At 62.7% G+C, this 22,232-nt stretch carries 21 protein-coding genes; 8 read left to right on the forward strand and 13 right to left on the reverse strand.

Features of this window, described 5'->3' with window-relative positions:
- Positions 1–31: 31 nt before the first annotated feature.
- A complete protein-coding gene (locus OC446_RS02230; protein ID WP_262027405.1) occupies positions 32–700 on the reverse strand; it encodes a TetR/AcrR family transcriptional regulator in 669 nt (222 codons plus the stop codon).
- A 123-nt stretch (positions 701–823) separates the two neighbouring features.
- On the opposite strand from OC446_RS02230, the gene OC446_RS02235 reads away from it, so the two are divergent.
- Entirely contained in the window at positions 824–1,816 is a 993-nt protein-coding gene (locus tag OC446_RS02235) for an ABC transporter substrate-binding protein (RefSeq protein ID WP_262027406.1), read from the forward strand.
- 468 nt (positions 1,817–2,284) lie between these two features.
- On the opposite strand, the gene OC446_RS02240 is transcribed toward OC446_RS02235, so the two are convergent.
- The 4 genes from OC446_RS02240 to OC446_RS02255 form a co-directional block, all read right to left on the reverse strand.
- Positions 2,285–3,094 carry a carbohydrate ABC transporter permease gene (locus tag OC446_RS02240; RefSeq protein ID WP_262027407.1) on the reverse strand — a complete coding sequence of 270 codons (810 nt, stop codon included), beginning with the start codon at positions 3,092–3,094 and terminating at the stop codon, positions 2,285–2,287.
- Positions 3,091–4,008, reverse strand: coding sequence for a carbohydrate ABC transporter permease (locus tag OC446_RS02245; RefSeq protein ID WP_410054992.1), 918 nt, complete (start codon positions 4,006–4,008; stop codon positions 3,091–3,093). Before OC446_RS02245 ends, OC446_RS02240 begins: the two co-directional genes overlap by 4 nt.
- A 63-nt stretch (positions 4,009–4,071) precedes the next feature.
- Positions 4,072–5,352, reverse strand: a complete 1,281-nt coding sequence (locus OC446_RS02250) for an ABC transporter substrate-binding protein (RefSeq protein WP_262027408.1) — start codon at positions 5,350–5,352, stop codon at positions 4,072–4,074.
- A 75-nt stretch (positions 5,353–5,427) separates the two neighbouring features.
- Complete coding sequence (locus OC446_RS02255) at positions 5,428–6,429, reverse strand: ABC transporter ATP-binding protein (RefSeq protein ID WP_262027409.1); 1,002 nt, start codon at positions 6,427–6,429, stop codon at positions 5,428–5,430.
- Between the two features lie 429 nt (positions 6,430–6,858).
- Here OC446_RS02255 and OC446_RS02260 point away from each other — a divergent pair, with 429 nt between their 5' ends.
- Positions 6,859–7,665: a DeoR/GlpR family DNA-binding transcription regulator gene (locus OC446_RS02260; RefSeq protein WP_262027410.1), complete on the forward strand. Its 807-nt coding sequence runs from the start codon at positions 6,859–6,861 to the stop codon at positions 7,663–7,665.
- A 95-nt stretch (positions 7,666–7,760) separates the two neighbouring features.
- On the opposite strand, the gene OC446_RS02265 is transcribed toward OC446_RS02260, so the two are convergent.
- Positions 7,761–8,468 (reverse strand): FadR/GntR family transcriptional regulator, encoded by a 708-nt coding sequence (locus tag OC446_RS02265; RefSeq protein WP_262027411.1) that lies wholly within the window; start codon positions 8,466–8,468, stop codon positions 7,761–7,763.
- Positions 8,469–8,718: 250 nt separating this feature from the next.
- Here OC446_RS02265 and OC446_RS02270 point away from each other — a divergent pair, with 250 nt between their 5' ends.
- The 6 genes from OC446_RS02270 to hydA all read left to right on the forward strand — a co-directional run bounded on the left by OC446_RS02270 (position 8,719) and on the right by hydA (position 14,195).
- Complete coding sequence (locus OC446_RS02270; protein ID WP_262027412.1) at positions 8,719–9,522, forward strand: transporter substrate-binding domain-containing protein; 804 nt, start codon at positions 8,719–8,721, stop codon at positions 9,520–9,522.
- Positions 9,523–9,599: 77 nt separating this feature from the next.
- Positions 9,600–10,271, forward strand: a complete 672-nt coding sequence (locus OC446_RS02275) for an amino acid ABC transporter permease (protein WP_262027413.1) — start codon at positions 9,600–9,602, stop codon at positions 10,269–10,271.
- Positions 10,268–11,002, forward strand: coding sequence for an amino acid ABC transporter ATP-binding protein (locus OC446_RS02280; protein WP_315986474.1), 735 nt, complete (start codon positions 10,268–10,270; stop codon positions 11,000–11,002). The genes OC446_RS02275 and OC446_RS02280 overlap by 4 nt, the downstream gene beginning before the upstream one ends.
- Positions 11,003–11,014: 12 nt before the next feature.
- Positions 11,015–11,533, forward strand: a complete 519-nt coding sequence (locus tag OC446_RS02285; RefSeq protein WP_262027414.1) for an ureidoglycolate lyase — start codon at positions 11,015–11,017, stop codon at positions 11,531–11,533.
- Positions 11,534–11,541: 8 nt separating this feature from the next.
- Positions 11,542–12,756 (forward strand): cysteine desulfurase-like protein, encoded by a 1,215-nt coding sequence (locus tag OC446_RS02290; protein WP_262027415.1) that lies wholly within the window; start codon positions 11,542–11,544, stop codon positions 12,754–12,756.
- Between the two features lie 14 nt (positions 12,757–12,770).
- Entirely contained in the window at positions 12,771–14,195 is a 1,425-nt protein-coding gene (hydA, locus tag OC446_RS02295) for a dihydropyrimidinase (RefSeq protein ID WP_262027416.1), read from the forward strand.
- A 51-nt stretch (positions 14,196–14,246) separates the two neighbouring features.
- On the opposite strand, the gene OC446_RS02300 is transcribed toward hydA, so the two are convergent.
- From OC446_RS02300 to OC446_RS02330, 7 genes are all read right to left on the reverse strand, one after another.
- On the reverse strand, positions 14,247–15,176 hold the full coding sequence (locus OC446_RS02300; protein ID WP_262027417.1) for a dihydrodipicolinate synthase family protein: 930 nt from the start codon (positions 15,174–15,176) through the stop codon (positions 14,247–14,249).
- A 61-nt stretch (positions 15,177–15,237) separates the two neighbouring features.
- The gene (locus tag OC446_RS02305; RefSeq protein ID WP_262027418.1) at positions 15,238–16,710 is read right to left on the reverse strand and encodes an ABC transporter substrate-binding protein; all 1,473 of its coding nucleotides are present in this window, start codon (positions 16,708–16,710) and stop codon (positions 15,238–15,240) included.
- Positions 16,711–16,721: 11 nt separating this feature from the next.
- Positions 16,722–17,735, reverse strand: coding sequence for an ABC transporter ATP-binding protein (locus OC446_RS02310; protein WP_262027419.1), 1,014 nt, complete (start codon positions 17,733–17,735; stop codon positions 16,722–16,724).
- Complete coding sequence (locus OC446_RS02315) at positions 17,732–18,712, reverse strand: ABC transporter ATP-binding protein (RefSeq protein ID WP_262027420.1); 981 nt, start codon at positions 18,710–18,712, stop codon at positions 17,732–17,734. The genes OC446_RS02310 and OC446_RS02315 overlap by 4 nt, the downstream gene beginning before the upstream one ends.
- 20 nt (positions 18,713–18,732) lie before the next feature.
- Positions 18,733–19,605 carry an ABC transporter permease gene (locus tag OC446_RS02320; protein ID WP_262027421.1) on the reverse strand — a complete coding sequence of 291 codons (873 nt, stop codon included), beginning with the start codon at positions 19,603–19,605 and terminating at the stop codon, positions 18,733–18,735.
- Between the two features lie 7 nt (positions 19,606–19,612).
- On the reverse strand, positions 19,613–20,578 hold the full coding sequence (locus OC446_RS02325) for an ABC transporter permease (RefSeq protein WP_262027422.1): 966 nt from the start codon (positions 20,576–20,578) through the stop codon (positions 19,613–19,615).
- Between the two features lie 84 nt (positions 20,579–20,662).
- Positions 20,663–22,231 (reverse strand): ABC transporter substrate-binding protein, encoded by a 1,569-nt coding sequence (locus tag OC446_RS02330; protein WP_262027423.1) that lies wholly within the window; start codon positions 22,229–22,231, stop codon positions 20,663–20,665.
- Position 22,232: the final 1 nt, after the last annotated feature.

Below are 22,232 nucleotides of genomic sequence, written 5' to 3' on the forward strand. Positions count from 1 at the left end.
ATCAACTATCTGGTTGGTTGATAAAGTGCGACTATGGTTGGAGAGGGCGGAGCGCCCCGAGGGCGAACTCGATGACGTGGCGGCGGCGGACTGCGACGGCTTTCGTCTCGCCGAGATTCGTGCCGAAGATGGCCGACAGGGTGCGGTTGTTGGAGAAGAAGAAATACGACAGCCCCGCGATGGAAATGTAGAGGTTGATCGGGTCGATGTCGTCCCGGAACAGCCCTTCCCGAACGCCTCGCTGCAGGGTGTCCCGGATGAGCTCGACGAGCGGCAGATGCATGCTCTGCACCTCCCGGAGACCGTCCAGGTGCATGGCGCCATAGCGGTTCTCGTCATTGAGGAGCGCAATGAATTCTGGATGTTCTGCAAGGTAATCGAACGAGAAGCCGACGAGGCTCTCCATGGCCCTCACAGGAGGAAGATCGGAAAGGTTCAGGGCGCGCTCACGCGCACGGATCCGGCCATAGACCTCTTCGAGGGCGGCCCGGAAAAGATCATCCTTGTTGCCGAAATAATGATACACCATCTGCTTGTTGACGCCGGCGCGGCGCGCGATCTCGTCGACACGGGCTCCCGCAGGACCTTTGGCGGCAAACTCGGCAATGGCCGCGGTGAGCAGGGCCTGACGGGAGGCCTGAGGATCGCGCTTACCGGTACGTGCCGGATTGTCTTCGGTGTAAGGGGTGAGATCAGCCATGGGGCCCTCTACGCAAGTATCAACCAACCAGTTAATTGATAGTTGATCTAGGTTGGCTTGAAAGGCTAGTCTTTTTCGAGCTCCGGCACCAGGACAGGCCGGAGACCTAGAGGGACAACAATCATGATCAAACTTGCGTCCGCCGCCCTTGCCGCCGCTGCGCTTCTGGCTCCGGTCGGCGCCTTGGGAAAAGAGAAGGTCAACCTGGTTCTCAACTGGGTGCCGACCGCCGACCATGCCCCATACTATTATGCGAAATCGCAGGGATGGTACGACGAGGCCAATATCGATCTGACGATCGAAACCGGAAAGGGATCCGGCGTGTCGGCCCAGCGTGTCGGCGCCGGAACTTCCGAAATCGGCATCTCGGATCTCGCAACATCGCTCCTCGCCCGCGGCAAAGGGGCCAAGCTCGTGGCGGTCATGGCCGTCTATGCCAATTCCCCTCAAGGCTTCTACTGGCTCAAGAGCAGCGGCATCGGCGGTCCGAAGGATTTTCCCGGCAAGAAGATCGGGAACCCGCCCGGTGACGCGTCCCGCATCATGTGGCCGGCCTTCGCCAAGCAGGTCGGAATCGACCCCGGCTCGGTCAGCTTCGTCAATGTGAGCCCGCAGGCCAAGGTGCCGTCCCTCAAGAGCCGCGCCATCGACATCACGAGCGATTTCTACAACGAGCACGATCTCAAGGTACGCGAGTTCGGCGACGATCTCAGCTTCCTCGCCTGGCGCGACATCGGCATCAATCCTTACGGCAATTCCATCATCGTCAATGCCGACTATCTTGAGAAGAAGCGCGACGTGGTGAAGGCCTTCACTCAGGTGAGCCAGAAGGCGTTCGCGGCCTGCGTGCAGGACGTCGCGCCTTGCCTCAAGGCGCTGATGGCCAGCGTCAGTGGTCTCGACGAGGCCAACCAGCGCGATCAGTGGAATCGGATCAAGGAACTGATGCGCGATCCGACGACGGCTTCGACTGCCCTCGGAGCCTTCGACGACCAGCGAGTGAAGAACGACTTCGAGATGGTGAAGACCTATTTCGGCCTCGAGCAGCCCTTCGAAGCCTCCACGGCTTACACCAACGAGTTCCTCGACAAATCGATCAAGATGGCGCCGAAATAGGTGCTCGTCAGGACCATCATCCGATAAGATCAGTCGCATCGCTGCGGTGGTACTGACCTCGATGGCCCCGGTCGTTCCTGACCAACCTCGTTAGCTTGCGGGGCAGTCAGCGGATGGGGCGCCACGAGCAGTGATCGCGCCGAGACGAAACCCCGGCACCGCCTCATGGTGTGGTGCCGGGCCCATACCCGAAACAGGTCGCCCGACCGACATCCGCCGATCGCCTATGTGGGTCGCTGAGGGCAGAACAACGAGGCGGAGCCCACCCTCCAAGGGGAAAAATGACCGCCACCGCTTCAACGGATGAACTTCTGCCGATGATCACCTCCGGGCCCTTGTTCGAGCTTCTGCAAGCCGGACAGACGCGATGAGCATAAAGGGTACTACTGATTGACAGGGCTGGCGCGGCGCTCCGTCGTCAGCTCTTCGATCGGACGGTGGCCTAGGTGGTCCCAATCAGGCATTTCATCAGCGGATCCCTGCGCGCATGAAGGACTGAACGAACTGACGCTGGAACAGAAGGAAGGCCAGGAGAAGCGGAGCCATCGTCATGACGGTGGCGGCCGTGATGACTGACCAGTCGACGCCGGTTTCGGGGGCTCCGAAAACGGCAAGGCCCACTGTGAGAGGGCGGCTCTCAACCGAGTTGGTGACGATCAACGGCCACAGGAAATTGTTCCAGTGATAGCTCACGGAGACGAGGCCGAAGGCGATGTAGGTGGTCTTGCCGAGCGGCACGAAGACCCGCCAAAGCACGCCGAAGGACGAAGCGCCTTCCACGCGCGCGGCATCCACGAGTTCGTTCGGAACGCCCTTGAAGGTCTGGCGCAGCAGGAAGATGCCGAAGGCCGAGGCGATGTAGGGCAGGGCGATGGCCGGGATCGTGTCCAGAAGGTTGAGCGCGCTGATCACGCGGTAATTCTCCACGATCAGCACGTCCGGCATGATCATGAGCTGTACCAGCACCAGGGCGAAGAGAACCTCCCGGCCGAAGAAGCGGAAGCGCGCGAACGCATAAGCCGCGAGCGTCGAAACGACCAGCTGACCTGCGAGGACCAGCGACACGAGCATCAGCGTGTTCAGGTAGTAGCGCGCGAAGGGGGCCTGGTTCCAGGCTCGCACGAAATTGTCGAGCGTCAGAGGCGCCGTGAGATCGAAGCGCGTTGCATATTCGGACGGATGGAACGCGCTCCACAGGCTGTAGGCCAGCGGCAGGAGCCACAGGAGCGCGAGCGCCCAGGCGGCAAAGGTTTCGACCGAGTGGCTTTGCTGTCTCATTGGTAGTGGATCCTGCGGTCGAGGTACACGAACTTGGTCAGGGCGACGCCGGCCAGGATGGTGATCAGCGTCACCGTCAGCGTCGCCGCGAAGGCGGTATCCTGAAACGTAAATGCGACTTCGTAGATGTAGTAGAGCAGGAGCGAGCTCGCGTTGTTCGGCCCGCCCTTCGTCATGATGACGAGCTGGTCGACGAGCTTGAACGAGTTGATGAGTGCGTTGATCGAGATGAACAGGGTGGTGGGCATCAGAAGCGGCAGCGTCACGCGCCGAAAGAAGTACCATCGGCCAGCACCTTCGACCTCCGCGGCCTCCTTCAGCTCGGGCGGGATGGTCTGCAGGGCCGCGAGGTAGAAGATCATGAAGAAGCCCGCCTCCTTCCAGACCACCATCACGGCGAGGCAGCTCATGACGGTCGACGGGTCGCCAAGCCAGTTATGCCCGGAGAAGCCGAGACCCTTCAGGAACTGGTCGAGCAGTCCATAATCGGGTGTGTAGAAGAACAGCCAGATATTCGCCACCGCGATCATCGGCAGGACGGTCGGGGTGAAGAAGGCAAGTCGCAGGAAGGAGCGACCGGCAATTTTCTTGTCGACCCACACGGCCATGAGCAGCGCCAGCGCGATGCTGGTGGGAACAGTGGCCAGAGCGAACACGATGTTGTTGCGCAGCACCTGCCAGAAGACGTCATCCTCCAGCATGTATGTGTAGTTCTCCAACCCCACGAAATCGGCCTCGCCGCCACGGCTCAGTGAGAAGAAGCTGTGATAGAGCGTCGACAGGATCGGGTAGTGAGTGAAGGCCGCCAGGAGAACGATGGCGGGCAGCAGGAGAAGCCAGGCATTGACGTTCGTCAGCCAGTCTCTTCGCCTGGCGGCCTTGGGCTCGGCGGCACTCATGACGGCGGATACCATCGCTTCCTCCTGCGGAGTCGAAAATGTGCTGCGGCGGTCCTGCCGCCGCAGCACGAGGCTGGGTTACTTGTAGCGGTTCAGCACGCGTTCGGACTGCTTCTGAGCGCTGTCGAGAGCATCCTTCGGCGTCTGCGTGCCGGTCACGGCCGCCTGCACGGCATCGTTGAGGATCTTGTAGATGCGGCCGTTGTCATGCACCGACAGTTCGGCGACGGCATGCTCCAGCTGATCACGCGCCACGGTGGCCTGGGGGAAGTCCTTGACATAGGTCTTCATGACGTCGGTCTGGTAGGCGGCGGGCGTCACGGCTACATAGCCCGTCTTGATGCTCCAATCAGCCGCGCGCTCGGGAGCGGTCATCCAGCGGATGAACTTCACGGCAGCCTGCTGCTGCTCGGGCGACGCGCTCTTGAACACATAGAAGTTGCCGCCGCCGGTCGGCGAGCCGCGGCGCTCCTTGGCGGGCAGCATGGCGACGCCGAAGTCGAACTTCGCAGCATCCTTCACGGCCGTCAGGTTGCCGGTCGTGTGCCACATCATGGCCGTCTTGCCTTCCAGGAAGTCGGTTCGAAGGGTGCCCCATTCCACGGCACCCTTCGGCATCACGCCTTCCTTCGCCGACAGGTCGACCCAGTACTGCAGGGACTCGACGGTCTTGGGCGCATTGAAGGAAACCTGATTGCCGGCCTCGTTCATGAGTTTCTGGCCGTTCTCGATGGCGAGCGCCTGAAGCATCCAGTAGCCGTAGCCGGTCGAGGGGATTTCCACACCCCAGCGGCTCACGTTGCCGGAAGCGTCCTTCTTTACGAGCTTCTTCGACATCTCGGCCATTTCGGCCCAGGTTGTCGGGGGCTTCTCGGGATCGAGGCCTGCGTCCTTGAAGGCTTCCTTGTTGTAGTAGAGAACGATCGTGGAGCGCTGGAACGGAACGCTCCAGGTCTTGCCCTCGACGCGGCCGTTTTCCATGAAGGCCGGGTAGAAGCCGTTGAGCCATTCCTTGTCGGCGCCGGGGATCTCGTCGATCGGCACGATCGCCTTCTCGTCCATGAGCGTGAAGAGATCGGTGGAGAACAGAACCGAGAGCTGCGGTGGCTGGCCGCCCTTCATGGCCGTCATGGCCTTGGTCATTGTGTCGGTGTAGTTGCCGGCATAGACAGCCTCGACCTTGATGTCCGGATTCTCCTTCTGGAACTTCTGGACCATGTCGTCGATCACCTTCGTGACCGGTCCGCCGACGGCGACGGGATAATACATGGTAAGGTCGACCGCGTGAGCGATGCTGGCGCTCAGGCTAACCGCCGTCATGAGGCCTGCCGTGAGCAGGGCTTTCGTCTTGAACTTCATTGTCCTCCCCTTCCAGTATTGGAAGCCATGCGCCGACGGATGTGACAGCCGCCTGCGCTCTTGCAGAAGAAAGCCTCAGCGGTTCAGGGCGCTGTCCGCACGACGCTTTCCACTGTTCCTGTCAAACAGATGTATGTGACGGTTCTGCCATCCGAGCGCGACTTGCGAGCCGGTGGGCAGCGCGCAATAGCCGCTCTGGCGGACCGAGACGGTTTCGCCCTTCACGTCGCAGAGGACGATGCTGTCCGCACCGAGATATTCGACCGCCTTCACGGTCGCGGGAATGCCATCGCTCTCCACGAGTGCGACATGTTCCGGCCGGACACCGAGAACCGCGTCGTCCTGCCAGGAGATGATGTTCATGGGAGGCGTGCCGATGAAGCGCGCCGTGAAATCGCTCGCAGGTTCGTTGTAGAGTTCGTGCGGCGCGCCGTTCTGCTCGATATGGCCGTCGCGCATCAGGATCACGCGGTCGGCCATGGTCATGGCCTCGGTTTGATCATGCGTCACATAGACCATGGTCATGCCGAGCCGCTGCTGAAGGCTGCGGATCTCGGTGCGCATCTCGTGGCGCAGCTTGGCGTCGAGGTTCGACAACGGCTCGTCCATCAGGCAGACGGGCGCTTCCGCAATGATGGCGCGCCCCAGCGCAACGCGCTGACGCTGCCCGCCCGAAAGCTGTGACGGCTTGCGCTCGAGCAGGTTGCTGAGGCCCACGATATCCGCCACCTTCTTGAGGCGCGTATCGCGCTCCGCGCGACCGACGCCACGCACGCGCAGGCCGAAGATGATGTTCTCGGCCACGTTCAGATGCGGGAAGAGTGCGTAGGACTGGAACACCATTGAGATGTTGCGCTGCGCCGGGGAGAGATGCGTGACGTCGCGCCCGCCGATGGTGATGGTGCCGGAATCGACCTCCTCCAAGCCTGCAATCAGGCGCAGGGTCGTGGACTTGCCGCAGCCGGATGGGCCGAGCAGGACCAGCAGCGTTCCCGCATCGGCCTTGAAGCTGATGCGATCGACGCCGCCGACGCCACCCCATGTTTTCGATACTGCGTTGACGACAATCTCGGACATCGGCGTGATCCTTGAGACCCTGATTGGAAAGTGCGTTGGCCTTTGGCCGGGATGAGAAGACGCACCGGTCCGGCGAAGCCGTCTCCGAATGCTCCTTAGCCATGTGGCCGGCTTGTTTCAGCCGGTGCTCAATGGCGTGACGAGAGGTGTCCCTTTCGTCTTGATCCTGCCGTCGACCTCGGCACGGACGGAACGCGCTTCTCTCGGCGGAAGCTGAGAAAGGGGATCATGCTGCCGCTCCCGCGAGTCCGAGGCAGCAGAATTGCAAAGGGGTTGCGTTCATCGGGCGGCGTTTCCTGCTGTGGCACTCAGCGGCGCCTTATGTGAAACCTAGATGACAGAAGTTGGAGGTTCAATCATACTTCTGTGGGATGTTCCAAAGTTTTTGATGGGTTACGCTGTTTCTAGCCGTGCATGGAGGCTTGAAGCGTGTCCTTTCCCGAAGGCAAGAAAGCAGTACGCCAGCGGATGATCGTCGCTGAACTGGGTCTGAGTCCCGCGGTGCGGACGTCGGATCTCGCGCGCCGACTCGGCGTTTCCGCAGAGACGGTTCGGCGCGACATCGAAGAGTTGACCCAGCGCGGGCTGGTGAGCCGCACCTATGGCGGCGCGGCAGGGCGGCAACTGGGTCTCCAGCCAGAATTCCATGACCGGGACACGCTTGCCGTCGAGGAGCGGGAAGCCATAGCCCGGGCTGCCGTCAAACTGGTGAAGGCAGGGGACGTGGTCATGATCGATTCGGGCTCGACCACGGCGCGCTTCGCGCATGTGCTGGCCGAAGGCGCCGAGCGGATCACGGTGATTACGAACAGCTTCGCGGTCGCCAATGCTCTCGTGCCGCGGGGCAGCATCAGGGTGATCTTCTGTCCTGGCGATTTCTCGGCGCATGAGCGAGGCGTCTACGGTTCGGAAACCTGCGCCTTCCTTCAGCGTTTCAACGCGGACCTCGCCTTCATCGGCGCGAGCGGTCTGACCCTCGAAGGGCCGAATGATGTGGAAACCCAGGCGTGCTGGGTGAAGAGAACCATGCTCGGCCGTGCGGAACGCGGAGTGCTCCTTCTCGATTCCGCAAAGTTCAACCGACGCCACCTGGAACTCGTCTGTCCCATGAGCACGTTGTCGGACATCGTCACGGACCGCGCGCCCGATGGACCATTGGCTGATGGCATCGCCGCCAACAACCTGTCCCTGCATCTCGCGACCGAGGGCAAGCCATTGGTTCCCGCGGCCATCTAGAGATTTTTTCGGTGACGTGGATACGGTTCACCGTCAAAAAGTTCGTTGAAACACTGAAGAGAGCTGTTTCCATCCTTGTGGAATCGTCTCTTGCCTCAGAGCAAGATCCCGTATCGACCGGCAGCCGAGCGGATATGGTTCTGCATGGCGTTCTCCGCCGTCTCGGGATTTTGGGACGCGATGCCCTCAAGGATCGCGTCATGCTCCCGCACGGTTTCGTTGAGGCGATCGAACTGCGTCATGGGCAGCCGCTGGCTCTCGACGAGCATTTCACGGACGGGCCGGTACATCGCGGCGAGAACCGGATTGCCGGAGAGCTCGAAGATCATGTCGTGGAATTCCGTGTCCTTGATGGCGAGGCCGATCACGTCGCCTGCCTTGAGCGCCTCATGCATGGCGTCTGTGCAGCGTTTAAGGCGCTCCTTTGCGGTTTCATCGATGCGCGTGGCTGCGAGCCTGGCGGCGTAACCCTCCAGTCCCAGCCGCGCCTCGTAAACATCCGCGGGCGTGCACCGGTCCGAGTAGCGCCAGAGCGGACTGCGCGCATTGGAGTTTGCGACGAACACCCCGCTGCCCGCCCGCACCGTCAGGAGCCCCATCGTTTCGAGCACGGTCAAGGCCTCCCGTACGGACGGCCGGCTGACCCCAAGCTGCTCCGCCAGCTCCCGTTGGGAGGGAAGACGTTGGCCGGCCTTGAGGCCGCCCTTCAGGATCAGGCGCTGGATCTGTTCGACGATGCCGCGAGGAACGGGAGTGCGATCCGCGAGCTCCAATCCCGAAAGGTTCACCAGATCACCCGTCATCGTTCATCCCCCCGGTTCACACGGCGAAAGCGTTTGGGCATCGAGCCGCACCCCTGCAGACAACCACGATTGTAGCCGGGCTGCACATTTAGCCTTGACCATGCGTCAGGATCGCTGCACGATCAACTGGTCAGATTGGTAAGACCAGTTTGGCCAATATGACGGGCGCCCACGTGGTTTTCAAGGGCGCCGAGCACCAGCAGGGAATCGAACGTCGGCCATGGGTCCGGCGTGCAAGTTGGAGGACGAGATGTCAGTCAAACCTACTCGGCGCAGTGCATTCGCCGTCACCTTAACCGCTCTGCTGGCCATATCGGCAGGGTCCATGGCCTCCGCGGCCGACATGAAGGTCGGGGCGAATGTCGGCAATGTTCCCTGGGAGTTCCAGGATGAGAAGGGCGAGATCGTCGGCTTCGAGGTCGACCTCGCCAAGGAAGTCGGCAAGCGCCTGAACATCAACGTGTCGTTCGTGAACATCCCGTTCAACGGATTGTTCGCGGCCGTTCAATCGGGTCAGGTCGATGCGGCCATCTCCTCGATCACGATCACGAAGAAGCGCCTGGAATCGGTGTCCTTCGCGCAGCCCTACTACGACAGCGACCAGTCCCTGGCGGTGCGGGCGAATTCGGGAATCAAGAACCTGGAGGGAATGGCCGGGAAGGTGTCCGCGGTCGATACAGGTTCGACCGGCGACATGTGGTCGACGCAGAACCAGCAGAAGTACAAGTTTTCCGATATCCGCCGCTATGAGGGCTTGTCGCCCGCGATGCTCGACCTCGCGGCGGGCCGGATCGACGGCTATATCAGCGATATTCCGGCCGTCCAGTACTACATCAAGGACAAGCCGATGTATCAGGTGGTGGAGCGCATCCCGACTGGCGAGCAGTATTCGATGATGTTCGCGAAAAACAGCCCGCTGAGGGAAAAGGTCAACGCCGAAATCACCAAGATGAAGCAGGATGGAACCCTGGCGAAGATCCACGAGAAATGGTTCGGCGCCAAGGCGGAGCCGAATTCGACGACCGTGAAGGTCATGGATATGCCGAAGCTCTGATCTGCAATTCTGCTCGAGCGTCCGGCACGATCTGTCGGGCGCTCGGCTTCGTCACGAATGCTGAGGCGCTTTCCATAATGTCAATCTTCGACACCTTCCTGAACTGGAAGGTCTTCGTCCAAACTCTTCCGCTGCTCCTGTCGGGCCTGACCACAACGCTGGCCCTGGGCGTCACGGCCATCATCCTCGGGTTCATCGGCGGTCTGGTCCTCGCGCTGGTCCGTCTCTATGCGAAATCGCCCCTGCGGCAGGTGGCCATCGCCTATATCGATGTTTTCCGTTCGATCCCGATCCTGGTCCTGCTGGTCGTCATCTATTACGCGCTGCCCTTCGTCGGGCTGCGACTGTCGCCCTTCGCCGCAGCTACCTCGGCGCTGAGCCTCGTATCCGCCGCCTATTCCGCGGAGATCTTCCGGGCCGGAATCGAGGCGGTGCCGAAGGGGCAATTCGAGGCCGCCCACGCCTTGGGCCTGAGCCCGTGGCGGCTCATGGGCGACGTCGTGCTGCCGCAGGCGCTGCGGATCGTGATCCCGCCGATCACGTCGAACTCCATCAACGTGATGAAGGACACGGCTCTCGCATCCGTCGTGGCCATGCCGGACCTGCTCAAGCAGGCCACCCAGGCCCAGGCGCTGGCGGCAAATCCCACGCCCCTCATCAGCGCGGCCGTCATCTACATCCTGATCCTGCTGCCGCTCGTGCGCCTCGTCGGGATCCTTGAAAAGCGACTTGCAGTGAGGGGACGATGACGCGCCCGATTATCGAGATGAACAACGTCGTTAAGACCTTCGGGATGTTCCAGGCCCTGCACGGCATCGACCTTAGCGTCAAGGAGGGTGAGATCGTCGTGATCATCGGCCCCTCCGGTTCAGGCAAGTCCACGCTCATCCGCTGCATCAACCAGCTCGAGGAGCACAATGCCGGAGCGATCGTCGTCGATGGGGCGGAGGTCGGGCGCGGCCGCAAGCGCGCCACGCTTATCGAGGTGGGCATGGTGTTCCAGAGCTTCAACCTCTTCCCGCACATGACCGTGCTCCGCAACGTTGCGCTTGGCCCCGTCCGCGTCCGCGGCCTGTCCTGGGCGGATGCGGAGGAGCGCGCGCGGCGTCTCCTGGCCCGGGTCGGGCTCGCGGATCAGGCGGCGAAATATCCTGCGCAACTCTCCGGCGGACAACAACAGCGAGTCGGTATCGCCAGGGCGCTCGCCATGGAGCCGAAGGTCCTGCTCTTCGACGAGCCGACCTCCGCGTTGGATCCGGAGATGGTGGGCGAGGTGCTGGACGTGATGCAGCAGCTCGCCAAGACCGGAGTCACCATGGTCGTGGTGACTCACGAGATGGGGTTCGCGCGCAAGGTTGCCGATCGGGTTGTGTTCATGGACGGCGGACGCATCGTCGAGGAGGGGACGCCTGACGAGATCTTCAACGCGCCGCGCGATCCGCGCCTCAGAAGCTTCCTTCAGGCTGTCCTGTCACATTAGGCCTTTGCATCCGTGCAGACACTTTCGCCCAAGCGCTTGACGCCATCCGCCTTCAGCCCGTTCGGCGAAATGCTGTTCTTCGACCAGGACCGCAGCCGCCTCGTGAACGACGGGCGGGCCTTGCGCGTCGACACCGAAGCCCGCTTCGATTACACGTCTCCCGACGGCGAACCCGTGCTCGCCGTCTACCGGGCCCAGGGCGGGCCGCTGCCGATGCGGCTGATGACCTTCGAACGCCATCCCCTCTCGTCACAGACTTTCGTTGCCCTCTCGGCAGAGCGCTTCCTGATCGTCGTCGCGCCGCAAGACCGGGCGGGGTTGCCGGATCTGGCCCGTGCGGAGGCCTTCGTCGGCCATCGGGGGGAGGGTGTCAACTACGCCCGCAACCTTTGGCACGCGCCCATCGCGGCCATTGGTGATGACGGCGACTTTCTCATGTTCATGTGGGAGCGCGGCTCCCCCGAGGATTGCATTCTCCATCACCTTCATGAGCCGCTTGGCGTCGGCTCGATCCAACCCTCCGCAGCATAGGTGTCTCCATGTCTCTCGACCTCGCCTTCGTTCGCTCCCAGTTTCCCGCACTGGCGGACGGTTTCGCCTATTTCGATAATGCGGGTGGCTCCCTCGTCCTGCGCAATGTCGCCGAGCGAATTTCCGACTATCTCCTGACCACGAGCGTGCAGACCGGCGCCAGCTACGAGCATTCGCAGCGAGCCACGAACCGCCTCATGGAATCGCGCGCGAAGATCGCACGGCTCCTGGGCGCGGCTCGGCCGGAGGAAATCGTTCTCGGACCTTCGACCACCGTCCTCGCTCAATTCCTGTCGCGCGCCATGGAAGGCCGGCTCAAGCCCGGTGACGAGATCGTCGTCACGAACTTCGATCATGAATCGAATATCGGTCCCTGGCGGTCCCTGGAGAAGCGGGGCATCGTCATCAAGGAATGGACCATCGACCGGGACAGCTACGAGATCGACCTGGATCAGCTCGACCGGCTGATGACCGAGCGGACCCGGCTCGTCGCCGTAACGCACGCCTCGAACATCCTGGGCACCATCAATCCGGTGAAGGAGATCGCGCGCCGCGTGCACGAGCGGGGTGCCCAGATCGTCGTCGACGCCGTTGCCTATGCTCCCCACCGGGCGGTGAATGTGGTCGATCTCGACGTGGATTATTACATCTTCAGCTTCTACAAGACCTACGGGCCCCACTTCGCCGTGATGTACGGTAAGTACGACAATCTGCTCGAACTCGACGGGCTCTACCATTACTTCTACGGGCGCGAGAAGGTGCCGATGAAGCTCGAGCCGGGCAATACCAACTACGAGCTGGCTTGGGGCTCCGCCGGGATCGTCGATTACCTCGATCGCCTCGGAGGCGAGTCCGGTGACCGTGCCGCCATCGACGCGGCCTTCGAAAAGATCACCGCGCACGAAACCCTGATCGGCGAGCAGCTCCTCGCGTATCTCCGGGATCGCAACGACGTCCGGATTATCGGTCGGCGCCATGGCACCCCGGACGGTCGCGTGCCGACCATCGCGTTCAAGGTCGACGGTCGCGATTCGGCCGAGATCGTGAAGGCGGTCGACGCCGACCGGATCGGGATCCGCCACGGCGACTTCCACTCGCGCCGGCTGATCGAGGCCCTCGGTCTCGCGGACCGCAATGGTGTCGTGCGCGTGTCGATGGTCCATTACAATACGGTCGAAGAGGTCAGCCGTCTGATCGCCAGCCTGGATCGCGCACTGGCCTGAGGAGAAGCCAAGCCATGGAACTCGATCTCGCAATCGTCGGCGGCACGGTCGTGACCGCATCCGATACCATCCCGTGCGACGTGGGCATCCTCGGCGACAAGATCGTCACGCTGGGCAGGGAGCTCAAGGCGAAACGGGTGATCGATGCGTCGGGCCTTCTGGTCATGCCCGGCGGGATCGACAGCCACGTGCATATCGCTCAGCCCTCCGGGCCCGAGGTGACGATGGCGGACGACTTCGCGTCGGCGACGGCATCCGCCGCCGCCGGCGGCAACACGATGGTTCTGCCGTTCGCCCTCCAGGAACGGGGCACCTCCCTGCGCGCCGCCGTCGAGGAATACAGGCGCAAGGCCGAGGGCGAGTGCTATGTCGACACGGCCTTCCACCTCATCATCTCGGACCCGACGCCGGAGGTGCTGGGTCAGGAGCTGCCCGCCCTCATCAAGGACGGGTATACCTCCTTCAAGATCTTCATGACCTATGACGACCTGGTTCTGCGGGACCGGGAGATCCTCGACGTCTTCGATGTCGCGCGCCGGGAGGGCGCTCTCGTCATGGTCCATGCCGAGGGTTACGACGCCATTCGGTACATGACCGAGCGGCTGGAGCGCGAGGGCAAGACGTCGTCCTATTATCACGCCGTCTCCCGGCCCGAGATCGTCGAGCGGGAGGCGACGCATCGGGCGATCAGCCATGCGGAGCTCGTGGACGTTCCGGTCATGATCGTCCACGTGTCAGGCCGCGAGGCCATGGAGCAGATCCGATGGGCGCAGACGCGTGGATTGAAGGTCTATGCCGAGACCTGCCCGCAATACATCACCCTCACGGCCGATGACCTGCGCGACCTCAACATGGACATGAGCGGCGCAAAATACGTCTGCTCTCCGCCACCGCGCGATGCGGAGAGCCAGGAGGCGATCTGGGAGGGTCTGCGCAACGGGATCTTCCAGACCTTCTCATCCGACCACTGCCCGTTTCTGTTCAACAGTCCGGCGGGCAAGCTGAACCCGAAATCCAGAACGTCGTTCCGGTGGGTTCCGAACGGCATCCCGGGCGTGGAGACGCGCCTTCCGATCCTGTTCTCGGAAGGCGTCGTGAAAGGCCGCATTTCCCTCAACCGCTTCGTGGAGCTGACGTCCACCAATCATGCGAAGCTCTATGGCCTCTATCCCAGGAAAGGCTCCATCGGCATCGGCTTCGATGCCGATATCGTCCTGTGGGATCCGGAGCGGAAGGAGACCATTCGCCAGGATATTCTTCACCACGGATCCGACTACACACCCTGGGAGGGTTTCGAGGTGACGGGCTGGCCCGTCATGACGCTGCTGCGAGGAAAGGTCGTCTCAAACTCCGGCGCCATCGTCGGCGAGAAGGGCCGGGGTGAAATCCTGGCGCGTGAGCTGTCGGCCTATGCCCGGCCCGCGCCGCACAACAGCTGAGGCGGTCTCGATGCCCATCGCGCGAAGACCGCAATGGGCATCCCTCGACGTTCAGGCGAGATCCGCCAGTCGCCGGGTCTGGCGGGCGATGAGCCGCTCGACCTCGGCGATATCGTCACGGGAGAGCTCCCCGCCCGGCTTGCGCAGGGCCGGTGACGCGATCGCTCCGCGCTTCGCCATGATGTATTTGCGGATCGCCAGTCCAAGGCCGGGCTGCTGCTCATAGCGGGCGAGGGGCAGATAGGCCTCGAACAGGTCCTGGGCACGTTCCGGGTCGCCCGCGTTGCAATGATGCACGACGTCGCGCATCATCTCCGGATAGGCAAACCCCGTCATGGCGCCGTCTGCGCCGCGCGCCATCTCTTCCGGCAGGAACATGCCGCCGTTGCCGCAGAGAATAGAGATGCGCCGCCCGCCGGATTGCTCCGCCATCGTCCGCAGGGCGGTGATCTTCGCAAGGCCCGGCCAATCCTCATGCTTGAGACAGACGCAAGTCGGGATCTGATCGATGATGGCCTGAATGACCGACACCGGAATGGTGACGCTGGTCGCCAGCGGGAAATCCTGCAGCACGAAGGGGACGTCACCAAGTTGGTCGGCAGCCTGCTTGTAATAGGTCACGATCTGCTGATCGTTGCGCAGGGAGGACGGGGGCGCGATCATGACGCCTGCCGCCCCATCGCTCATCACCATGTCGGTCAGCGCCTTCATCTGGGCGAAGCCAGGGGCCGACACGCCCGCCACGACCGGGACGCGATCACCCACACGCTTCAGGATGCGCCGGACATAGGTCTGGGATTCCTCCGTGGTGAGCTTCTGGGCCTCGCCCATCATGCCCAGCACCGTCAGTCCGGTCGCTCCACGATCCAGATAGAAATCGACCATGCGGTCGGTGCTTTCGAGATCGAGCGCTCCGTTCTCGGTGAACGGTGTGAGCGCGATCACATAGACGCCCTTCGCGTCTTCATTCAGTCTCGTCATTCCTGCCTCGATGGTCATGCCGCTTGGCGGCTGCGTTCAACAATCATTTCTGCCTGGCCGATCAAATCGACCGCTCCGCATATGCGAGGGCCGGCAAGGCCGCCACGTCGAGCACACCGTCGCGCCGCATCCGCCAGTCGGGATGAGAGCCCGCGAGGCCCGTGACCCGCAGCGGATTGTAGAGGTAAAGCCAGGCCGGATCGTCCTGAAGGTGCCGGTACGCCTGACGATAGATGGATTCCCGCGCGGCATCGTCGGAGGTCTGCCGAGCCACATCGAGCAGCTGTTCGACGGCCTCGTTGTGATAGCCCAGCCACCAGGAGCCCGCGACGCGCGCGTCGATCTTCTCGGCCAGCACGCGGAACGTGCTCAAGGGGCTCGAATCGAACACGCACATGTCACGCACCTTCTTCAGACGGACGCCGTGAGCATAGGCCTCACGGTCCTCGTGGAGATGGATGTTCAGCGACACGCCGATGGCGGAAACCTGATCTGCGACCGCCTTCGTCAGGGCTTGAGCCTCATCGGGCAAGCGTGTCGGGCAATCGACCTCCAGCACCAGTCCGTCGGAATATCCGGCTTCCGCCAGAAGGCGGCGCGCCTCGTCGAGGTCAGGGCCTTCATCCGTGGTCGGATCGCTTCCGAAATGCGCTGGACCCACGAAGCCCGTCAGCGGCCGCGCGGCGCCATGCACGATTTGCTCGATCAACGCCTTCCGGTCGACGGCCAGATTGAGCGCCCGCCGGATGCGCGGATCGGACAGCGGTCCACTTGCCGCGTTGAAGAGATAGATGATGGACACCGGGGCAAGGAACACGACCCGCGTGCAATCGCCCCGCGCCTCCAATTCCTTCGAGGCGCGAAAGTCCAGGCTGTTTGCCACCTGCGCCTCACCCGATTGCAGCAGGGTCAGCCGCTTCTGGGCATCCGGTTCGAGCCTGAAACGGATCGCCGCGTTGGCTGGGCGCTCCCCATGCCAGTTCTCGAACCGCTCCAGTCGAATCTCCTGGCCGTCGATCACCTCCGTCACCCGGTAGGGTCCGGTTCCGACGGGCATCTTCGTGTCGCCCGATTCATAGCGCGCAAGCGCCGAGGGGGCGACCACATATCCGTAGACCAGGATATCGAGCAGGTCCGCGATGGGACGAGACAGGCGGATGTCGAGCGTCAGACGGTCTGCGGCTTCGATCATCGCATCGCCGAGATACTGGTTCCACACGCCGGGGGCGCCGAGCGTATAACCCTTATCCGGGCGGGCCATGCGGCGCAGGGAAAGACACACGGCTTCGGCATCGCAGGGGCTGCCGTCATGAAAGGTCAGCCCGTCACGGAGCGTGAACGTCCAGTGCCGCGCCTCCGGATCGGCTCGCCATTCGGCCGCCAATCCGGGAACGAATCCGCCATCGCGGCCGTAGCGGACGAGCCCGTCGTAAATCGCGTCGAAGACGGCGAGGATGTCGTTCGCGTCGGTACAGTCGTGGGGATCCTCCAACCGGAGGCGTGGCTGGACGATCGTGACAGCAGAATTCATCATGGGCTCCCGGCTCAGGCCGTTGACTCGGAAAGATGGCAGGCGACGGAGCTGCCATCGGGCTGTTGCCGCAAGGCAGGGCGTTCGACGGCGCAGCGGTCGAAAGCGAACGGGCAGCGCGTGCGGAAGCAGCAGCCCTGGGGCAGGCGCAGGGCGCTCGGCACCTCGCCGGCGATCTCGATCTCGGGCTTGCGCAGTGCCTTGTCGATGGTCGGCGCGGCCGACAGGAGCGCCTTCGTATAGGGATGCTTCGGCCGGCTGAACAGCTGGTCTCGGCTGGCGGTCTCGACCATGAAGCCGAGATACATCACGCCGATTCGATCGGCGATGTGGTGGACGACCGAGAGGTCATGGGAGACGAACAGGTAGGACAGGCCGAATTCGTCGCGCAGATCCATCATCAGGTTGAGGATCTGAGCCTGAATCGACACGTCGAGCGCCGATACCGGCTCATCGGCAATGATGAGCTTCGGACGGACGGAGAGAGCGCGGGCAATGCCGATGCGCTGGCGCTGGCCGCCGGAGAACTGGTGGGGATAGCGGTTGGCCTGCTCGGCATTGAGTCCGACCCGGGCCAGCAGGGCTACGGCCTCGTCTTCCAGGGACTTGCGGCTCATCGCCCGTCCGGCCTGGGCGCGCCGGGGCTCGATCACGATGTCCTTCACCCGCTGGCGCGGATCGAGGGATGCGTAGGGATCCTGGAAGATCATCTGCAGCTTTCGCCGGACCGGGCGCATCTGCCGGGATGCCAGATGCGAAACATCCTCGCCGTCGATGCGGATCTCGCCGGAGGTCGGTTCATAGATCCGTGCGATGGTCTTGGCGACGGTCGATTTTCCGCAGCCGGATTCGCCCACCAGCGCCATCACCTCTCCGGGGGCGATCGACAGGCTGACGCCGTTGACCGCACGCAGGATCTTCTGCGGGGCGGAGAATCGCCCCTTCTCGAAACGCAGCCTTTCGAACAGGCCACCTCCCACGTGGAACGTCTTGACGAGGTTGCGAACCTCCAGAACAGGTGTCGTCATGCCTCGGCCTCGTTGAGCGGGTAGTGGCAGGCGGCGTCCAGCGAGTGTCGGACCGGAAGAAGCTCCGGCGTTTTCTCGGCGCAAAGCGGCTGCGCGCGGCTGCATCGGTCCCGGAAGCTGCAGCCCTCGCCGAGCTTGCGGATGTCGGGCACCATGCCGGGGATCTGCTGGAGCCGGCGCTGGCGGTCCGCGATGCGGGGAATGCTGTCGAGAAGGCCGCGTGTATAAGGATGGGCCGGATGGGAGATGACGTCCTCGGTGCGTCCACGCTCGACGACCTTGCCGCAATAGAGGACGACGACCCTGTCGGCCATCTCGGACACGATTGCGAGATCGTGCGTGACCAGGATCATCGCGGCGCCGCGCTCGGCGATCTGGCGGCGCATCAGCTTGAGGATCTGGGACTGTACGGTCACGTCGAGCGCCGTCGTCGGCTCGTCGGCAATGATCAGACGCGACCCGGCCAGCAGGGCGATGGCGATCACCACCCTTTGGCGCATGCCGCCGGAGAACTGGTGCGGATACGCGTCGAGACGGCTCTCCGCCTCGGAGATGCCGACATCCTCCAGCATGCGGATACAGCGTTTGCGCCGCGCGGACGCGTCGAGATCCGTATGGAGCTGGAGCATCTCGTCCATCTGGCGGCCGATGGTGTAAACAGGATTGAGTGACGTCATCGGGTCCTGGAAGACCATGGCGATCTCGCCGCCGCGCACCGTGCGCAACTCCTCCTCGCTCTTCTTGGTGAGATCCTCGCCGTCAAAAATGATCTCGCCGGCTTCGATCCGGCCGGGGGGATCGATCAGGCGCAGGATCGAGAAGCCGATCACCGACTTGCCTCCGCCTGACTCGCCGACAAGGCCAACGACTTCGCCTTTGTCGACCTGGAAGCTGACGCCGTCGACGGCTTTGACCAAGCCGCCAAACGTGTGAAAATGCGTCTTCAAGCCACGGATATCGAGCAACGTCTCACTCATCGTGCTTCTCTCTTCAACGCTCAACGCAAACGAGGATTGAGTTCGTCGCGCAGGAAATCCCCGAACAGGTTGATGCCGAAGACGAGGAACATGATGAACAATCCAGGAAAGGCCGAGGTCCACCAGATCCCGGAGAACAGCACGTCGAATCCCTCCTTCACCAGGAGGCCCAGGGAGGGCTCGGTGATGGGAACGCCGACACCGAGGAAGCTCAGCGAGGCTTCGATGAGGATGAAGGTGCCCACCTGGATGGTGGAGACGACGATCAGGGGCGTCAGCACGTTCGGCAGGACGTGACGCACGATGATCTGCAGGTTTCCGAGGCCGGCGACCCGGGCCGCCTGGATGTATTCCTTCTGGATCTCGCTCAAGGTCGAGCCGCGGACCGTACGGGCATAGACCACCCATCCGACCGCCGTCAGGGCGATGAGGACCATGACGATGCCGGTGCCGAAGGCCGACATGAGGAACAGGGCGATCAGCATCGAGGGAAACGAGAGCTGGATGTCGGCGACACGCATGATGACGTTGTCGACCGTGCCGCCGTAATAGCCCGACAGAAGCCCCAGCGTCGTGCCGATCAGGCAGGAAAAGGCCATTGCGGTGAGGCCGATGAACGCCGAGATGCGGGCTCCGTAGACGATCGAGGCCAGAACATCCCGGCCCTGACCGTCTGTCCCGAGAAGGTAGCGGCTGTCTCCGCCTTCCAGCCAGATCGGCGGCTTGAAGCTGTCCATCAATTCGAGCTTCGACACGTCGTAGGGGTTCTGAGCCACGATGGACGGGCCGAGCAGCGCCATGAGGGCAAAGAAGAGCAGCAGCATGCTGCCGAGCATGGCTGGCAGGTTCCTGCGATAATTGTAGAAGAATTCCGAGGAGAGGAGCCGGGTCATATCGCGCTCATTTCACGGTGATGCGTGGGTCGATCAGCGTGTAGACGATGTCGACGATGAAATTGATGGCGACGAAGATGAAGGCGGTCAGCATCAGATAGACCACGATGACAGGACGGTCGCCGCGATAGATCGAGTCGATCAGAAGCTTGCCGGTCCCGGGCCAGGCGAAGATGGTCTCGGTGATGGTGGCGAACGCGATCAGGTCGCCGAGCTGCAGGCCGAAGATCGTCACGACGGGAATGAGTGCGTTCTTGAGGCCGTGGGCGAACAGGATATGCCGGCGGGACGCTCCCTTGGCGCGGGCGAAGCGGATGTAGTCTTGCCGCATCACTTCCATCATGCCGGCGCGTGTGATGCGCAGGATGATGGCCAGCGTGGCCAGGGCCAGAGTCACGGCGGGCAGGATGATGTGGGACCACCCGTCGCGAGTCAGAACGGAGAGGCGCAGGCCCATCACCTCCATGGTCTCGCCGCGTCCCGATGACGGCAGGAACTGATATCGGACCGAGAAGAAGAAGATCAGCATCATGCCGACCCAGAAGCCGGGCAGGGAGATGCCGAGCAGGGATCCCGCCATGATGCCGCGGGAGACGGGCCGGTTCGGATTCGCGCCGGCGAAGACGCCGAGCGGAACCGCCACCACCGTGGCCAGCGTGATCGCGACGAGCACCATCTCGATGGTGGCGGGCAGGCGCTCGAGGATGAGATCCATCGCGGGCTGCCGGAAGACATAGGAGCGACCGAAATCGCCCTGGAGGAGATTTGTCAGGAAGATCCAGTACTGGCTCAGCAGCGACCGGTCCAGGCCGAGCAGGCGGCGGGCCTGCTCGATCTCGGCCGTCGTGGAATCGATCGGGATCACCATGAAGACGGGATCGCCGGTAAAGCTCATCATCAGGAAGACGATGACGGATACCGCGAACAGCACCAGCATCATCTGTAAGAGCCGCTTTATGGTGTAACCGAGCAAGGCGGTGGTTCCATCGTTTGACAAGTGAAATGGCATGGAGACGCCGGCGATGCGGCCGGCGTCTCTCAGCTGGAAGCCCGAGCCTTACTCCTTGATGTCGATTTCGTAGGCCCAGAGGAACTTGTCGGCGCGCGGCTTCATCTGGATGCTCTTCTTGGCCGCGTAGAGATCCTGCTCGTAATGGATCGGGATCATCGGGATGTCCTGCATCAGGATCTTGGTGACGGCCTGAAGATGGGCATCGCGCTCCTCGAGCTTGGGAGTCGCGTCGGCCTTGTCGATGAGCGCATCGACCTCAGGGTTCGAGTAGGAGCCTCGGTTGACCTGGCCGTAGCCCTCCTTCTTGCCGCGCGAGTAGAACATCACGCTGTACATCGAGCCGCCATCGCCCGACGGGACGTCCCAGCCACTCATGATCAGGCTCGACTGGTTGCTCGGGACGCGGATGTAGCCGAAGAAGTTCGACTTCGGCATCAGGTTGAGCTTGAGGTCGATCTTGATCTTACCGAGCATCGAGGCGAGCGCCTGGGCGATCTGCTGATCGTTCACGTAGCGGTTGTTGGTGGTGTCGAGCGTGACCGTGAAGCCGTCGGCGTAGCCCGCTTCCGCCATCAGCTCGCCCGCCTTCTTGACGTCGAACGGGTAAATCGTGCGGAAGCTCGCGCCGTCGACGTAGCCGGTATGCGAGGCGGGCACGTATTGCTCGGACGGAGTCGACAGGCCGTTCATGATGATCTTGTTGATCGCGGTGACGTCGATGGCGCGCACCATGGCCTCGCGGACGCGCCGGTCCTTCATGGGGTTCTTGTCGAGCGCGATCGTCGGGCTCTTGTCGCGCTGGTCGATCGACATGACCAGGTTCAGAAGGCTCGGCTGGGTCAGGACCTGGTAGCGCTCGTCGGATCTGACGCGGCCCACGTCGCGCACGCTGAGATCCTGGATGACATCGACCTCTCCGGTGAGGAGAGCGGCCGTGCGGGTGGCGCCGTTGGTGATCGGGCGGAAGGTGACCGTGTCGATCTTGGGCGCGCCGGCGAAATAATCCTTGTTGGCCTGGAGGCTGATATGATCTTCCTTGATCCATTCGACAAGCTTGTAGGGGCCCGTCCCGATCGGCTTCAGGTCGAGCTTCTCGTTGCCGACCTCCTTCGCGTAGGCTTCGCTGAGGATGAGCACGGCGGCGAGATCGTTCGGCAGCACCGCATAGGGACGCGGCGTCTTGATCTCGACCGTGTAGTCGTCGATGGCCCGGAAGGCCGAGATGTTGGCGCCCAGGTTCGCCATCAGGGACTTCTTCAGCCGGTCGAGCGTGAACACAACATCCGATGCCTTGAAGTCCGTTCCGTTGTGGAATTTTACGCCCTTGCGAAGCTTGAACACCCACGTCGTCGCGTCGGTGAGCTCCCAGCTCTCGGCGAGGCCCGGGCCGAAGGAGAGGTCGGCGTTCCGGCGGACCAGCGGATCGTAGATATGATAGAAGAGGATGTTGCTGGACAGCTCCTCGCCGGCCTGCGGGTCGAGATTCACGGCATCCGATGTCAGGCCGATCTTGAGGGCCTTGGCGTCGACGGTGCCGGTCAGTGCCGTAGAGGCGAGAAAGACGGCCGTGGCGACGAGAGCGTTCCGGCCATTGAGCATGCGTAATTTCAACATT

Origin of the sequence: Microvirga sp. Mcv34 (assembly GCF_024519725.1) — a bacterium.
Classification (GTDB): Bacteria; Pseudomonadota; Alphaproteobacteria; order Rhizobiales; family Beijerinckiaceae; genus Microvirga.

Excerpts from the sequence above, each read along its gene's own strand:
- OC446_RS02230 (WP_262027405.1), bottom strand. The coding sequence starts at position 700 with ATGGCTGATCTCACCCCTTACACCGAAGACAATCCGGCACGTACCGGT.
- OC446_RS02235 (WP_262027406.1), top strand. The coding sequence starts at position 824 with ATGATCAAACTTGCGTCCGCCGCCCTTGCCGCCGCTGCGCTTCTGGCT.
- OC446_RS02240 (WP_262027407.1), bottom strand. The coding sequence starts at position 3,094 with ATGAGACAGCAAAGCCACTCGGTCGAAACCTTTGCCGCCTGGGCGCTC.
- OC446_RS02245 (WP_410054992.1), bottom strand. The coding sequence starts at position 4,008 with ATGGTATCCGCCGTCATGAGTGCCGCCGAGCCCAAGGCCGCCAGGCGA.
- OC446_RS02250 (WP_262027408.1), bottom strand. The coding sequence starts at position 5,352 with ATGAAGTTCAAGACGAAAGCCCTGCTCACGGCAGGCCTCATGACGGCG.
- OC446_RS02255 (WP_262027409.1), bottom strand. The coding sequence starts at position 6,429 with ATGTCCGAGATTGTCGTCAACGCAGTATCGAAAACATGGGGTGGCGTC.
- OC446_RS02265 (WP_262027411.1), bottom strand. The coding sequence starts at position 8,468 with ATGACGGGTGATCTGGTGAACCTTTCGGGATTGGAGCTCGCGGATCGC.
- OC446_RS02270 (WP_262027412.1), top strand. The coding sequence starts at position 8,719 with ATGTCAGTCAAACCTACTCGGCGCAGTGCATTCGCCGTCACCTTAACC.
- OC446_RS02275 (WP_262027413.1), top strand. The coding sequence starts at position 9,600 with ATGTCAATCTTCGACACCTTCCTGAACTGGAAGGTCTTCGTCCAAACT.
- OC446_RS02280 (WP_315986474.1), top strand. The coding sequence starts at position 10,268 with ATGACGCGCCCGATTATCGAGATGAACAACGTCGTTAAGACCTTCGGG.
- OC446_RS02290 (WP_262027415.1), top strand. The coding sequence starts at position 11,542 with ATGTCTCTCGACCTCGCCTTCGTTCGCTCCCAGTTTCCCGCACTGGCG.
- hydA (WP_262027416.1), top strand. The coding sequence starts at position 12,771 with ATGGAACTCGATCTCGCAATCGTCGGCGGCACGGTCGTGACCGCATCC.
- OC446_RS02300 (WP_262027417.1), bottom strand. The coding sequence starts at position 15,176 with ATGACGAGACTGAATGAAGACGCGAAGGGCGTCTATGTGATCGCGCTC.
- OC446_RS02305 (WP_262027418.1), bottom strand. The coding sequence starts at position 16,710 with ATGATGAATTCTGCTGTCACGATCGTCCAGCCACGCCTCCGGTTGGAG.
- OC446_RS02310 (WP_262027419.1), bottom strand. The coding sequence starts at position 17,735 with ATGACGACACCTGTTCTGGAGGTTCGCAACCTCGTCAAGACGTTCCAC.
- OC446_RS02315 (WP_262027420.1), bottom strand. The coding sequence starts at position 18,712 with ATGAGTGAGACGTTGCTCGATATCCGTGGCTTGAAGACGCATTTTCAC.
- OC446_RS02320 (WP_262027421.1), bottom strand. The coding sequence starts at position 19,605 with ATGACCCGGCTCCTCTCCTCGGAATTCTTCTACAATTATCGCAGGAAC.
- OC446_RS02330 (WP_262027423.1), bottom strand. The coding sequence starts at position 22,231 with ATGTTGAAATTACGCATGCTCAATGGCCGGAACGCTCTCGTCGCCACG.